The 13,945-nt window shown below is 70.3% G+C and carries 7 protein-coding genes and 1 CRISPR repeat array; of the genes, 5 read left to right on the top strand and 2 right to left on the bottom strand.

Annotation, left to right across the window (positions count from 1 at the left end; genetic code table 11):
• The first annotated feature begins 57 nt into the window (after positions 1–57).
• The 5 genes from VZQ01_RS12630 to VZQ01_RS12610 all read left to right on the top strand — a co-directional run bounded on the left by VZQ01_RS12630 (position 58) and on the right by VZQ01_RS12610 (position 6,630).
• A complete protein-coding gene (locus tag VZQ01_RS12630) occupies positions 58–1,206 on the top strand; it encodes a hypothetical protein (RefSeq protein ID WP_223783384.1) in 1,149 nt (382 codons plus the stop codon).
• A 14-nt stretch (positions 1,207–1,220) separates the two neighbouring features.
• Entirely contained in the window at positions 1,221–3,389 is a 2,169-nt protein-coding gene (locus VZQ01_RS12625) for a bifunctional alpha,alpha-trehalose-phosphate synthase (UDP-forming)/trehalose-phosphatase (RefSeq protein ID WP_223746268.1), read from the top strand.
• Between the two features lie 159 nt (positions 3,390–3,548).
• Entirely contained in the window at positions 3,549–4,244 is a 696-nt protein-coding gene (locus VZQ01_RS12620; RefSeq protein WP_426747932.1) for an acyl-CoA dehydrogenase family protein, read from the top strand.
• A gap of 105 nt (positions 4,245–4,349) precedes the next feature.
• Positions 4,350–5,324, top strand: a complete 975-nt coding sequence (locus tag VZQ01_RS12615) for an acyl-CoA dehydrogenase family protein (RefSeq protein WP_426747931.1) — start codon at positions 4,350–4,352, stop codon at positions 5,322–5,324.
• Between the two features lie 103 nt (positions 5,325–5,427).
• On the top strand, positions 5,428–6,630 hold the full coding sequence (locus VZQ01_RS12610; RefSeq protein ID WP_426747930.1) for a serine hydrolase domain-containing protein: 1,203 nt from the start codon (positions 5,428–5,430) through the stop codon (positions 6,628–6,630).
• A gap of 419 nt (positions 6,631–7,049) precedes the next feature.
• A CRISPR array of direct repeats spans positions 7,050–8,637; the repeat unit is 37 nt; unit sequence GTCGCTCCTCGTGAACGCGAGGGGCGTGGGTTGAAAC.
• A 106-nt stretch (positions 8,638–8,743) separates the two neighbouring features.
• On the opposite strand, the gene VZQ01_RS12605 is transcribed toward VZQ01_RS12610, so the two are convergent.
• Together VZQ01_RS12605 and VZQ01_RS12600 are read right to left on the bottom strand one after the other, a co-directional pair.
• Entirely contained in the window at positions 8,744–10,087 is a 1,344-nt protein-coding gene (locus tag VZQ01_RS12605) for a hypothetical protein (RefSeq protein ID WP_223783381.1), read from the bottom strand.
• Positions 10,088–10,171: 84 nt separating this feature from the next.
• Entirely contained in the window at positions 10,172–13,831 is a 3,660-nt protein-coding gene (locus VZQ01_RS12600) for a DUF3857 domain-containing protein (RefSeq protein ID WP_426747929.1), read from the bottom strand.
• Positions 13,832–13,945: the final 114 nt, after the last annotated feature.

Here is a 13,945-nt window from a genome sequence, read left to right as displayed (position 1 = left end):
AGGGGGCCGAGCCTCGCCACCCAACCGCTCCACGGTGCTGATAGCCTCTCGGTCCGGATGCCCCGCTTCCTCGCGCCTTCCCAGAGCTGGCTGTTCGGTCCGCGCGTGGACCTCGCCGTGTTCGCTGGCAGTGCCCTCGCGTCCGTGGCCCTCGTGCTCGCCGCGCCGTGGCTCGGCGCCGCGGGGGACACGCCTCCTTGGGCGTGGCTCCTGCTCGTCGTCTGCGTGGACGTGGCCCACGTCTGGTCCACGCTGTTCCGCACCTACCTGGACCCGGGGCAGCTGCGTGAGCGCCCCGGGCTCTACCTGGGGGCTCCCCTGGTCGCCTGGGTCGTGGGCGTGCTGGCGCATCAAATCTCCGCGGGCGCGTTCTGGACCCTGTTCGCCTACGTGGCGCTGTTCCACTTCGTCCGCCAGCAGTACGGCTGGGTGGCGCTCTACACGCGCAAGGCCCGCGCCTCGGACCTGGAGCGTCGCCTCGACGCCGCCGCCATCTACGCCGCCACCGTGGGCCCCGTGGTGTGGTGGCACGCGAACCTGCCGCGCGCGTTCTGGTGGTTCGTCGAGGGCGACTTCCTCCCGGGGCTGCCCCCGTGGCTCGGCACCGTGGCCCTGCTGCTGCACGCGGGCGTGCTCCTCACCTGGGCAGGCCTCCAGCTCGCCCGCGTGGCGCGCGGCGAGGGACTCCAGCTGGGCAAGGTGCTGCTCATCGGCGCCACGTGGGTGACGTGGTTCGGCGGCATCGTCCTCGCGCGCGACGACTTCACCTTCACGGTGATGAACGTCGTGCTGCACGGCGTGCCGTACTTCGCGCTCCTGTTCCGCTACGCGCGAGGCCGCGACGGGGAGGGGGACTTCGGCGTCGCCAGCTCCATCCTCCGCGCGGGCCTGCCGGGCTTCCTCCTGTTCCTCGTGGCGCTGGCGTTCGCGGAGGAGCTCCTGTGGGACCGCTTCATCTGGCACGAGCGCACGGGCCTCTTCGGGGGCTCGGAGTGGACGCTGTCACCGGACCTGCTGGCGCTGGTGGTGCCGCTGCTCGCGCTGCCGCAGGCCACGCACTACGTGCTGGATGCGTTCATCTGGAAACCCGGGCGCGAGCCCGCGTTGCTCGCGCGACTGGGCTGGGCACCTCGGGCGACACGCGAGGGTCCAACAATCGCCACCTCGCGCGAATCGGCGATGGCCATTCGTGGAGGGAGTGAATAAGGGTTTGAGGTTCTATGCCTCGACTCCTGCTCGTCTCCAATCGTCTCCCTGTCACCGTCAAGGTGGAGAAGGACAGTGTCGCCGTGGTGCTCAGCTCCGGCGGGCTGGCCACGGGCCTTCGACGACCCCATGAACGCTCCGGCGGCCTGTGGATTGGTTGGCCCGGTGACGTGTCCCGTCTGTCGGAAACCCAACGCACCCAGGTGGAGGCCCGCCTCGCCGAGGAGCGCTGCGTGCCCATCCACCTGTCGCCCAGCGAGGTGAGCCGCTACTACGAGGGCTACTCCAACCGGGTGCTCTGGCCGCTGTGCCACTACATGCTGGAGCGCGTCCCCCGGCAGGACCGCGACTGGGAGGTGTACCGCAAGGTCAACGAGCGCTTCGCGGACCTGGTGGCCCGGCACTATCAACCCGGTGACATCATCTGGGTCCACGACTACCAGCTCATGCTGGTGCCGGGGCTGTTGCGCCAGCGCCTGCCCGAGGCGCGCATCGGCTACTTCCACCACATCCCGTTCCCCTCGTCCGAAATCTTCCGCACGCTGCCCCGTCGCGAGGCGCTGCTGAAGGGGCTGCTCGGCGCGGACCTCATCGGCTTCCACACCGTGAGCTACGTGCGGCACTTCTCCGGCTCGCTCTTGCGGCAGCTCGGCCTGGACACGGACGTGGACCGCATCATGTGGGAAGGGCGCCAGGTGCGCGTGGGCGCGTTCCCCATGGGCATCGACACGGAGGCCTTCGAGTCGCTCGCGAAGGAGCCGAGCGTGCTGGAGGAGGTCGCGTCCCTGCGGCGCAGCGCCGAGGGCCAGCGCATCCTGCTGGGCATCGACCGGCTCGACTACACGAAGGGCATCCCCCGCCGGTTGCTCGCCGTGCAGCGCCTGCTGGAGCGCGAGCCCACGTGGCGCGGGCGGCTGCGCTTCATCCAGGTGGCGGTGCCCAGCCGGACCCAGGTGAGCGAGTACGCCACGTACCGCGAGCAGGTGAACGAGCTGGTGGGGCGCATCAACGGCCAGTACGGCACGACGCAGAACGTGCCCGTGCACTACCTCTACCGCTCCTTCAACGAGAAGCAGCTCACGGGGCTGTACCGCGCCGCGGACGTCATGCTCGTCACGCCGGTGCGGGACGGGATGAACCTGGTGGCGAAGGAGTTCTGCGCCGCCCGGCCGGACGATGACGGCGTGCTGGTGCTCAGCGAGTTCGCCGGCGCGGCGGACGAGCTGCACCGGGCCGTCTCCGTCAACCCCTACGACGTGGAGAAGGCGGCGGACGCCATCGAGGAGGCGCTGGAGATGGGCGAGCCCGAGCGCCGCGAGCGCATGCGCGCCCTGCGCGCGCAGGTGAAGGCCCATGACGTCCACTGGTGGGTGTCCAGCTTCCTGGGGCGGTTGCAGGGGCTGCCCTCGGTCTCCGTCCGCAAGTTCCAGGGCGCCACCGAGGCGCTGGAGGTGATGAAGTCCGCCGGGCGGCTGGCGCTGATGCTCGACTATGACGGCACGCTGGTGGGCTTCGCGCGCAGGCCGGAGCTGGCCGCGCCGGACGATGCGCTGCGCGAGCTGCTGGCGAAGCTGCTCGCGCGGCCGGACCTCTCGGTGAGCGTGGTGAGCGGCAGGCCCAAGGAGACGCTGGAGGCGTGGTTCGGGACGCTGAACCTGGGGCTCTACGCGGAGCACGGCCTGTGGTCGCGGCCCAGGCCCGGGGACACGTGGAAGATGCTGGAGGGGGTGTCCGCCGAGTGGAAGGCCGCGGCCCGGCCGGTGCTCGACGAGTTCGCCGCGCGCGTGCCGGGCTCGTTCGTGGAGGAGAAGTCCGCGTCGCTCGCGTGGCACTACCGGCAGGTGGACCCGGAGTTCGGCGCGCTGCAGTCGCGCGAGCTGCGGCTGAAGCTGGCGGAGACCTTCGCGCGCAGGCCGGTGGATGTCCTCCCAGGCGACAAGGTGGTGGAGGTGCGGCCGCACGGCGTGCACAAGGGCCGGGTGGTGGAGGGCGTCCTGCGCGGGCTGCCCCCCGGCACGCTTGCGGTGGCCATCGGCGATGACCGCACGGACGAGGACCTGTTCGAGGCCATGCCCGAGGACGGACTCACGATTCATGCGGGCAACAAGCCCACGCGCGCCACCTATCGCGTCAGCGGTCCGGAGGAGGTGCGCAAGCTGCTCGCCGCGCTCGTGGCCTCCTGAGCGCGGATGGGCTGGGGGCTTCGCGCTCGCCCGCAGGTGGAGGCGGGTGCGGGGAATGGATGGCTGGGATTGCGGGTCTGGATGTTTGTCTTTGATTGGGCATTGTGGTGGGGTCCGCGTTATCAGACACGCCGCTGTCCACTCCAGAGCGAGGTCCGCATGTCCGAGTCCCGTGTTCCGGTGGCCGAGTCGAACGCGCGTGAGCGCGAGTCCCGTTTCGCGCGGCTCTTCGCCGCCGAGGTGTTCCGTCAGCGGGAGCACCAGACGCTGGGCGAGCGGGCGCGGCATGCGTACCGACAGCTCCAGGAGGTGCACCGGGGGCTCGGGTCGGGGAAGGCCATCGCCCAGGACCTGCCCAGCCTGTTCGCGCTGTTCGAGTGGTCGGCGATGCTGGCGCCGGAGCTGTTCCTGGTGCTCAGCGGGCACTTCAACCTCACGCTCAACGTGCTGCTGAGCCTGGGGCGCGGGCGCACGGACCTGGAGGACTACCTGCGCGAGCTCGACAGCGGGGACTCGGTGGGCGTCTTCCTGCTGACGGAGCTGGGGTATGGCAGCACCGTCTTCAGTTTGGAGACGGAGGCCGAGTATGACCATGACCGGCGCGGCTTCTGGCTGACCACGCCGCGCGACGCCGCGTTGAAGTTCATGCCGAACGTGGGGGCGGAGGACGTCCCCAAGCTCGTCGTCATCGCCGCGCGGCTCAAGGTGGCCGGGGAGGACCAGGGGGTCTTCCCCTTCATCCTCCGCCTGAGGGGGAAGGACGGCGGCCTCCATCAGGGCGTGCGTGTGGTGCCCCAGCCGGAGCGGCCGCTGTATGCCATGGACAACGCGATGATCGGGTTCGACCGTGTCTGACTTTCCTTCCGGGACTGGCTGCCGGGGGACGCGGGCTCCATCAGCGAGCAGGGGGTCTTCCACAGCGACTACGGCCGACGTGAGCGCTTCAGGCGCACCATCGAGATGCTCCAGACAGGGCGGGTGGCCCTGTCGTGCGGGGCGGTGGCGAGCGCCCGGGCCTCGCTCTCCATCGCGCTGAGCTACGCCCGCCAGCGGCGGGTCGCGGTGCCGGACCGGGGCACTGCTGCGATGCTGGAGTGCTGGAATGTCCAGCATGACCTCCTCATCGGGCTGGCACGCATCCAAGCCTGCACGCTGTTCGGCCGGTTCGTGCAGGAACGCTTCAGTGAGGAGGGGGACGAGGAGCGCGAGAGGCTCTCGCTGCTCGCCATGCTGCTCAAACCGTACATTTCCCGGACGGCTTTCGAAATCATCCAGACGTGTCGGGAGCGTTGCGGCGCGCAGGGCATGTTCGGCGTCAATCGCATCCCGGAGTACCTGGGGACATGTCAGGCGGTGATGACGGCTGAAGGGGAGAACCAGGTGCTGCAGCTCACCGCCGCCAGGCGCCTGGTGATGGGAGAGCACCTGCGGACCCCCTCGGAGGGGACGGACGCGGCGCGGACGGAGGGCTCCAGCCTGTTCGCCGAGCGGGCCCGACGGCTGCGGACGCGAATCGCTCAGGGCCTGGAGGCGCCTCTGGGGCCCGGGGAAGATCGCTTCGAGCGTTGGAACGCGTGGTCCACGGAGGCCATCGCCCTGGCGGAGGCGCAGGGCGAGGCGCTCGCGCTGGAGTGCTTGCAGGTGGCGCTCCGGGCGGAGGTCCCGTCGTCGGAGGGATTCCGGACGGCGAGCGCGGTGCTCCGGGTCTTCGTGGCCGACGGCCTGCGGCGTCACGCGGGTTGGTTCCAGTCCGAGGGGCTGCTCGGCGCGGAGGAGGCGCGGCGGTTGGACGTGGAGCTGCGCGAGGCCTGCGTGGAGCTGCTGCCCCACGTGCCTCGGGTGCTGGAGTCCTTCGCGTTGCCCGAGGCCCTGAGGGAGGCGCCCATCGCCGCCCCGGAGGGTTACGTGGAGGCGTGGGCCCGACGCTTCCGCTGACCTGACGTGGTCCAGTCCACGAAATCCCCACGGAGCGGGTGACACCGCTCCCCCTCACTGGTGTTCTGTCCCCGGGCCGGAGTTTCGAGAGGGGAGAGGGAACATGGATGTCCCGCGCCGGGGTCTGCGGGTCGGTGCCGCGGTATTGGTGGTGAGCTTCTCCGGGACGGGGTGTGCTCCCGGGGACGAAGCGCTCTCCAACGAAGTGGACACCCGTGAACAGGGCCTGGACTGGGGCCAGTCATTGCTGGCCCCGTTGGACCGCGAGACGCTGCGACAGGTCATCATCGAGCTGCCCGACGCGACGGCCGCCCAGGTCCGCGTGCAAGGCTCCGCGGGCCGCTGGCTCGGCTCCGCGGGTGTTGCGGACCTGCACACCGGCGCGCCGATGCCTGGTGACGCGCGCTTCCGCATCGGCGGCCTCACGCAGACCTTCACCGCCACGGTGCTGTTGCAGCTCGCCGGCGAGCGCCGCGTGGACCTGGACCGTCCGGTGCAACACTCGCTGCCCGGCCTGCTGCCACCCAACTATCCGCTCATCACCGTCCGGCAGTTGCTCAACCACACCCACGGCCTGCCCGGTGTCCCGCTGTCCACGCGCCATCCCGAGTGGTTCTTCGAGCACCGCTTCCGTCGCTGGTCTCCGCGCGAGCTGGTGGCGCTGGCGCTCCCACAGGGGCCGCGCTTCACGCCGGGGACCGTGCAGGAGTACGGCCACATCGGCTACCTGGTGGCGGGGCTGCTCATCGAGAAGGTGACGGGTCGGCCGTACGGCCATGCCGTGCGCGAGCGCATCCTCACGCCGCTGGGCCTGCGCGACACGTCCGTGCCGGGCAACGACCCGACGATTCCCGGTCCCCACGCGCGGGGCTACGAGGCCCTCGCCAGCGCGGATGGGACGCAGCGCTGGGTGGACGTCACGGAGGCGAACCAGTCCCTGATGTGGGCCGCGGGGGAGATGATCTCCTCCACCGCGGACCTGGACACGTTCCTCTCCGCGCTCTTCCGGGGCCGGCTGCTGCCCTCCGAGCAGTTGGAGGAGATGTTCACCGTGCCGGACGTGCCCTCGGCCCACGGTGGTCGCGCGGCGCACGGCGCGGGCCTGGCGCGCTACGAGTTGGGCGGCGTGACGGTGTGGGGACGGCGCGGGGCGCGCCAGGGCTATGTCAGCGGGATGGGCGCCACGCGGGATTCGAGCCGGCGCCTCGTCTATGCCTTCAACACGCACCGCATGGGGCACGCGCGGCCGGTGCTCGCCGACCGCATCATCGCCACCACCTTCGCCGCCCGCGTGCCCCGGCCTTGAGGAGTGGGGCGCACGGGGGCGCAACCTCGATGATGGGTAGGCCATGGGTGGCGCGGGTCTGGAGTGCTTCCAGGTCGATGGCGTGGCTTTGTGGGGGATGCGCGGGGCGCGTCTGGGCTGTCACGCCAGCAGTGCTGGGCATGGCAGATTCGCGCAGGTGATGAGGGTGCGGACGTCAGGATGGCGGCGACAGAATGCGGGGTCGCGAGATCGGGAGGTGGCTTGCTGGCGGACGGCGAAAGCGCGAACCTGTCCCGGTGTGCGCTCCGTCGAGGGTTCGCGCTCTTTGAAAACTTCAATAGTTCTTGAAGGTTGCGTGGCCGCAGGACTGGCTGCTGTGTGCTGTGGACCTCTTCTGGGATGGGGTTCGCGCGAAGCGGCTGGATTCTCCTGGGATCCTGCTAGGTTGGACGAGCAGGGTCGCTCCTCGTGAACGCGAGGGGCGTGGGTTGAAACTGGAGCAACGTCTACGCGCCCAACTACTCGGAGGGTCGCTCCTCGTGAACGCGAGGGGCGTGGGTTGAAACTTGAGGCTCATCACCGCCTCGATGATGGTGAAGGTCGCTCCTCGTGAACGCGAGGGGCGTGGGTTGAAACTTGGCGCCCTCGATCGTCTCGGTCGCGTTGGCCGTCGCTCCTCGTGAACGCGAGGGGCGTGGGTTGAAACGAGCTGAGCGTTGCCGCCACCGGCGCGACGGTGGTCGCTCCTCGTGAACGCGAGGGGCGTGGGTTGAAACGCCGTCTCCTGCACCTGGGCGGGCGCATCCACAGTCGCTCCTCGTGAACGCGAGGGGCGTGGGTTGAAACTGGAGCAGGTCGTTGAGTCCGCACTGCACCACGACGTCGCTCCTCGTGAACGCGAGGGGCGTGGGTTGAAACACCAGGATTTCGTTGCCCGCGTCCGTGATGAACTGTCGCTCCTCGTGAACGCGAGGGGCGTGGGTTGAAACTCGACTGGGGTGGGTCGGTCAGAGTGCGGACAGTCGCTCCTCGTGAACGCGAGGGGCGTGGGTTGAAACCGTTCCGTGTCGGGCACGGTGATGTCGACGGTGTCGCTCCTCGTGAACGCGAGGGGCGTGGGTTGAAACTCAGCCGTCCAGAACTTGCGCGGCGCCTGCCCCGTCGCTCCTCGTGAACGCGAGGGGCGTGGGTTGAAACGCAGTTTCGCCTATCCGTCGGCCGGTGACGTCAAGTCGCTCCTCGTGAACGCGAGGGGCGTGGGTTGAAACTGGGTCAAGCAGCGGTGGGGCAACGAGCCGCTCCGCGTCGCTCCTCGTGAACGCGAGGGGCGTGGGTTGAAACTCCGGAGGCTGGCCCTCGCCCACCCAGTGGACGTCGCTCCTCGTGAACGCGAGGGGCGTGGGTTGAAACCGGGGGATGGTGTATTGGGCGTCCGGCTCGGTGTCGCTCCTCGTGAACGCGAGGGGCGTGGGTTGAAACATGCCGGTCAAGGTGAAGCTGAACGCGCGCGCGGTCGCTCCTCGTGAACGCGAGGGGCGTGGGTTGAAACTCCACCTTCGCCTTGACCACCGCGCGCATCTGCGTCGCTCCTCATGAACGCGAGGGGCGTGGGTTGAAACGCATTCAGGGAATGGTTGAGCTGGCCGAGAACGTCGGTCGCTCCTCATGAACGCGAGGGACATGGGTTGAAACTGTTCCTCGAACACGACCATCATGGTCTGACCCCAGTCGCTCCTCGTGAACGCGAGGGGCGTGGGTTGAAACTTGCTAAAGAGGGGCTTGCCCGTCTGCGCATGCACCGTCGCTCCTCGTGAACGCGAGGGGCGTGGGTTGAAACTCGCCCAAATGCTCGGCACCGAGAGAAGACCGGTCGTTCCTCGTGAACGCGAGGGGCGTGGGTTGAAACTGTAGCTCGCCTCGTCACGGGCGTGGATTAGGCGGTCGCTCCTCGTGAACGCGAGGGGCGTGGGTTGAAACAGCTTCGTCACCGTGCCGACCTGCACGCGCTCGTTGCTCCTCGTGAACGCGAGGGGCGTGGGTTGATGCTGGGGACTGCAAGTGCGTCGGCGGCTCCATCGTCCGTTGTCGTGTCTCTGCGGACTTGATGCTCGCGCTCCACCTCGCAGCCCGTCACGTCTCCCCTCAAGTCGAGTCAGGGCCTTGGCGCCGGTGCGCGAGCCTCAGGGGCCTGGAGCACCAGGTCTCCGGGTCGAGGCCCCGCATTGACCTGCCAGCCGGGAGCCAACTCCAACACCCATCCCTCGCCTTCCCAGCGAGCATCTCGGGGCTCCGTGCGCGGGGCGTTCACCGTGGCCGACTTCCAGTCCGAGGACAGGATCACCTCGGACGTCGCCGTGAGCGAACCCCACGCATCCACGATGCGCGCGCCGGGATACACCGTGCCGTGCTCGGCCAGCGGGATGAGCTCACCAGGGTTGAACTGGATGCGCATGCGGACCAGCGGAAGGCGCAACACCGGGCCCTCCACCAGTTTCTTGCGCAGCGCCTCGGCCCGCGCTTCGGCGAGGCGAGCCCGCTCCCGTTCGCTCTCTCTCAACGCGGCGCCTTCGTAGCGTGCCTCGCGCTCGGGTGAGGCCTCAGGCGTCCCCAGCTTCAATGCCTCCTGCAGCAGCGCTCCCAACTCCGCCCCGGCGAGCGCCCGGGCACGCCACCCCTGGGCGCGTGAGCCCGCCTCGTCCAACAGGAGGCCGTAGGCCGGACCCGATGCATAGGCGAAGGCACGCACGAAGGACTTCCGTTTGGCGCCATCCTCGAGGTTCTCCAGCGCCAGGGCTCGCCTGCCACGTGCATCGGCCCCCGCCAGCGCCACGCCCGTGTACTCCGCGAGACCTTCGTTCTCCTCGAGGAGCCCCTCCGCGACGGCGGCTTCCTCGAAGCGCGCTCGACGCTCGCGACGGAACACCAGCGCGTCCTCGACAGCCCGAGCGCGCACCGAAGGGTTCGTCGCGCGCAGCGCTGCCGCGAGGGCCCGCCACTCGAGTTGCAGCAGCGTGCGGCCCTCCATGCCATCGAGGTGGGCATTGTCCTTCTCCCGCCCGGGCTGTCCCAACGTGGTCCGAAGCCGATGAAAGGCCTCGTGGGCAATCAGCGCACGGCGACGCACGGGGACGTCGGGCAACGGCCCCTGGAGCTGGACCCAGGTGGTTCCCGCCCAGGTCAGGGCCGTGTTCGCGATGGTGAGCTCCGAGGGGAGCACGCCCACCCAGGGTCCTGTCCCCGCGCCCTTCGGCCAGGTGCTCGCGACGAAGACGCGCGTGCCGGGATGGACGACGAGGAGCGGGGCGCACAATGAGTGGCCCCACAGCCGCTGTCCGTCCGCGGCACACGTCCGCTGGAACTCAGCGAAGGCCGAGGTGAGTGCCCCCACCTCCAGGACCTCGGGCAGGGGCTTCACCTCGGGCTCGGCCGCGGCCGCACCGAAGCCCCAGAAGACCATCGCCGCCACCGCGAGTCCCACCTGTCGTCCGTGCTTCATCGAGCCGCCCTCCCATGTTGGGGCGACAGTACACGGCCGGGCTTCCACGGCAACCCACGTGGAGCCCGGCCCTGAGCGCGCCGCCTACGGCGTCAGCGACGCGGTGCGCCCACCGGGGCCCTGGATGATGACCCGACGCCCGAAGGCGCGGTCCACCCGGCCCAGGAACTCCCTGAACGCCGGGTACTCGTCCGACTTGATGCGCGCGACGGAGAGCTTCACCTCGCCCTCGGCGATGAGCTTGCCCTCCTCCACGCGGTAGGTGAGCCGCAGCCGGCCGAACGGGTTCGTCTCGTCCACCGCCTGCGGCAGCTCCGTCACGGACCAGCCCGCCGGCAGCGTGTAGCGCAGGTTGAACAGGTTCACCCACGGGCTCTGCATCACCAGGTCGAAGCGGCGCTCCGCCAGCGGCGCGAAGGCCTGCTGGTAGGTGCGGCCCGTGCCGAAGGGCAGGAAGCGCACCGCGTTGGACAGCACCTCCGCGTAGCGCGGGATGCTCATCCGGAAGCCCATCGCCACGTCCTCGTCCAGGCGCGTGGTGTCGTTGAGCGACACCTCGTTCACCGTCAGGCCCGGGAAGCTCTGCGCCCACGCGCGCTCGAAGGTGGACTTGCGCGTGGCCTCGGGACGGTAGGCGCGGCGGTACTCGGGCGCGCTCTGCCCGCTCACCGTGCTGGAGCCCGTCACCTCGGCGCTGCCGTCCGCGCGCAGCGTCACGTCCATCTTCAGGCCCGTGGCGTTGTCCTCCGCCTTCGCCTCCGGCGTCACCATGAAGGTGCTCTTGCCGTCCGGCTCCACCACCAGCACGTTGGCCACCCGGTCCGAGCTGGGCAGCTCCTTGGCCCCGTGGAACTCCGCGGTGCCATCCAGGTACAGGTCGAACTTGGGCACATACGCAATCGCGTGGTTGAAGGCCGCCAGGCTCGCCGGCTCCGCGTCCAGCGCGCCCAGGTTGCGCATGCGCAGGAGCACCAGCCGGCTGTCCACGCCCGCCACCCGCAGCATGGAGTGGATGAGGCTCGCCTTGTCCTTGCAGTCACCGAAGCGCCGCGCCAGCACGCGGTCGACCCGGTAGGGCTTGAAGCCGTGGATGCCGAACTCCAGCGCCACGTAGCGCGTGTTCGTCACCACGAAGTTGTAGATGGCGCGCACCACCGCCAGCTCGTTCTTGCGGTCCACGCCCTGGAGGACCTGGTCCACCGTCTGCTTCAGCTCCGCGTTGGGCTGCAGCTGGTCCCTCACGAGCCCCCACCAGTAGCGGCCCACCTGGTCCCACGTCTGGTACGTGGAGACGTGCAGGTTCTGGGCGACCTCCGCCCAGCCCGGCATGCCCGGCTCCGGCACCACCTTGGCCACGTGCTTCGCGCCCCAGCGGTACAGCACGCGGCCGCCCTCCAGCGACTCCTGCGCGCTCTCCACGCCGGTGAGCTTGCTCTTGTTCCAGTACAGCGGCCGCTCCTTCGGCGTCTCCACCAGGTACTGGAAGCGCAGCTTCGGATAGACGCCCTGCACGCTCTCCACGTCACCCCAGTAGTCCGACAGCAGGTTCTCCTGCGCGGTGTCGTCCAGGCGGTACGTCACCTCCAGCGTGTCGCCGGCGGCGAGCGACGGGAAGGACAGCACCTTGGCGCGGGCGTCGTAGTACATGCCCGTCCACGGCTCGTTGATGTTGCGGTCGTTCTCCCCGTAGCTCTCCACCACGGAGCCGTCCGCCTTCGTCACGCGCGCGCGCAGGATGCGCACCTCCTGCCGGTCCGGCGAGTAGGTGATGGGCATCGAGCGGAACGCGTCCACGCCGCGCGCGTTCTGCACCTTCACCACCATCTGCGACAGCCGGCTGGACAGGCCGCTCTTCTGGACATTCACGTAGGTGTTGTCGACCAGGTAGATGGCGTCCTCGTGGACGTAGGCCTCGGCCTCCTTCGCCAGGGGCCTGGCGTCCACCACGTGCTGCATGCCGGCGCCGGTGCCCTCGCCCTTGAGGGCGCGCAGGGCCTCCTTGAGGCCGGGGTTCTGCGGACGCAGCACCAGCGAGCGCTCGAAGGCGGCCAGCGCGGGCTCACGCCGACCGGCGGCGAGCAGCGCGCGGCCCTCGCGCTCGTAGACCTCCGGCTCATCGGGCGACAGCGCGCGGGCCTCGGCGAACAGCGCCACGGCCTGCTCCACGTTGCCGTTGCTGGCCTTGAGCTCGGCGAGCCGCACGCGCGCGCCGTTGTCGAACGGGTTGAGGGCCACCAGCTGCGCGTACTCGCGCTCGGCGGCCTCCACCTGACCGGAGTCCGCCAGCAGCGCGGCCAGCGAGCGGCGCGTGCCGGTGTCGTCGAAGCGCAGCGCCAGCACCACGCGCATGCGGTCCATGGCCTCGCGGTTGCGGCCCAGCTGCCGCGAAATCTGCGCCGCCGAGCGCACCGCGCGCGGCTGCCGGGGCTGATGGCGGAAGGCCTCCTCCACCAGCGCGTGCGCGCGGGGACGCTCGCCCAGCGCCTCGTGGGCGCGCGCGAGGACCAGGCGCGCGGGCGCGTCGTCCGGCGTCTTCTCCAGCACGGGCGCCACCAGCGGGATGACGCGCTCGGGGTGGCCGCGCTCCAGCTCGAAGTCGGCCAGCGCCACGCGGGCCTCGGGCAGCGCGGGGTCCGCCTTCACCGCGGCCTCCAGGAAGCGGCGGCGCTCGTTCAGGTCATCGCGCTGGAGGCTCGCCGCGAGCATCTGCAGGCGCGCGTCCTGGGGGGCGAGCTCCGCGGCGCGCGTGGCCTCCACGGTGGCGGTGTGCTCGCGGTCATCGAAGCCGCGGTAGAAGCCGAGCACCCGCGCGTAGTCGCCGCGCAGGGCCGCGTCGTCGGGGTTCTTCTCCACCAACGCCTTGAGCGCGGAGGTGAGCGTGGGCAGCACCTGGGGCGCGGGGGGCGCGCCGCGCTCCACGGCGGGGGCCTTGGCGGGCAGCGCCGCGCGCACGCCCGGCGACTCCTGGCGCAGGTAGAAGCCCAGCGGGCCCGTCTCCTGGCACACCTTGAGGAGCACGCGGTTGAGGCCCTTGCGCAGCTTCACGGAGACGCGCGCCTGGTCCGGGCGCGGCAGGTTGTAGCGGTCCTCCTTGGAGGCGAGCTGGCCGTTGACCCACAGGCGGTAGGCGCCGGAGGTGCCCAGGCCCAGCGTCACGCGCGACTCCTGGTTGGACTCCAGCCAGGTGGCCGCGTACGCCACGGCCTCGCGGTTGGGGCGCACCGCGGTGGCCAGGTCCACGTAGCCGTCCGCCGTGTTCGCCGTCAGCTTGCGCCACGACACCTGGCGGCCCTTGGCGCCCGGGTAGGTGGCCGTCAAATCCAGCGCCGCGGCCTCCGGGCCGAAGTCCGTGTCACAGCCGGACTTGCCCTCGTTGTCGAAGCCGCCGACGACGTAGTAGTCGCCCACGAAGCCCATCCACTGGCGCACCTCGTTGGCGCGCGTCAGCCGGCCGCGGGCCCGCTCGGTGTCCAAGAGGAGCAGCTGCGCGGTGGCGCGCGTGTTCGCGTCGAACTGGCGCCGCGAGGCGATGTACGCGTACGTGCTCACCAGCGGCGTGAGGTCCTCCACCTCGTCCACCAGGGAGTGCAGCCGCAACAGGCCGGCGGCGCCTCGGGGCGAGGAGGCCTGCTTCATCGCCTCGGCCGCGTAGACGCGCGCTGTTTCGTCCGCCGCGGGCCGGGCCTGCGCCCAGAGGGGGCAGGTGAGCACGAAGACTGCGGCCAGCCATGTGAAGCGCGACATCCGTTCTCCTCGGTGCGACATGCGTGGGGCACAGCGTCCCATTCCTGGGGGCGCCGACGGCGATGAACAGGCGGGCCCTCCGGGGCCTTCCCCTGCATGCGACCCCGGACGGCG

It is taken from the genome of Myxococcus faecalis (genome assembly GCF_050039385.1).
GTDB classification, from domain to species: domain Bacteria; phylum Myxococcota; class Myxococcia; order Myxococcales; family Myxococcaceae; genus Myxococcus; species Myxococcus fulvus.
Note: the sequence above shows the minus strand (reverse complement) of the source record. Positions and strands in the feature narration are given on the sequence as shown.

Excerpts from the sequence above, each read along its gene's own strand:
- VZQ01_RS12630 (WP_223783384.1), top strand. The coding sequence starts at position 58 with ATGCCCCGCTTCCTCGCGCCTTCCCAGAGCTGGCTGTTCGGTCCGCGC.
- VZQ01_RS12625 (WP_223746268.1), top strand. The coding sequence starts at position 1,221 with ATGCCTCGACTCCTGCTCGTCTCCAATCGTCTCCCTGTCACCGTCAAG.
- VZQ01_RS12620 (WP_426747932.1), top strand. The coding sequence starts at position 3,549 with ATGTCCGAGTCCCGTGTTCCGGTGGCCGAGTCGAACGCGCGTGAGCGC.
- VZQ01_RS12615 (WP_426747931.1), top strand. The coding sequence starts at position 4,350 with ATGCTCCAGACAGGGCGGGTGGCCCTGTCGTGCGGGGCGGTGGCGAGC.
- VZQ01_RS12610 (WP_426747930.1), top strand. The coding sequence starts at position 5,428 with ATGGATGTCCCGCGCCGGGGTCTGCGGGTCGGTGCCGCGGTATTGGTG.
- VZQ01_RS12605 (WP_223783381.1), bottom strand. The coding sequence starts at position 10,087 with ATGAAGCACGGACGACAGGTGGGACTCGCGGTGGCGGCGATGGTCTTC.
- VZQ01_RS12600 (WP_426747929.1), bottom strand. The coding sequence starts at position 13,831 with ATGTCGCGCTTCACATGGCTGGCCGCAGTCTTCGTGCTCACCTGCCCC.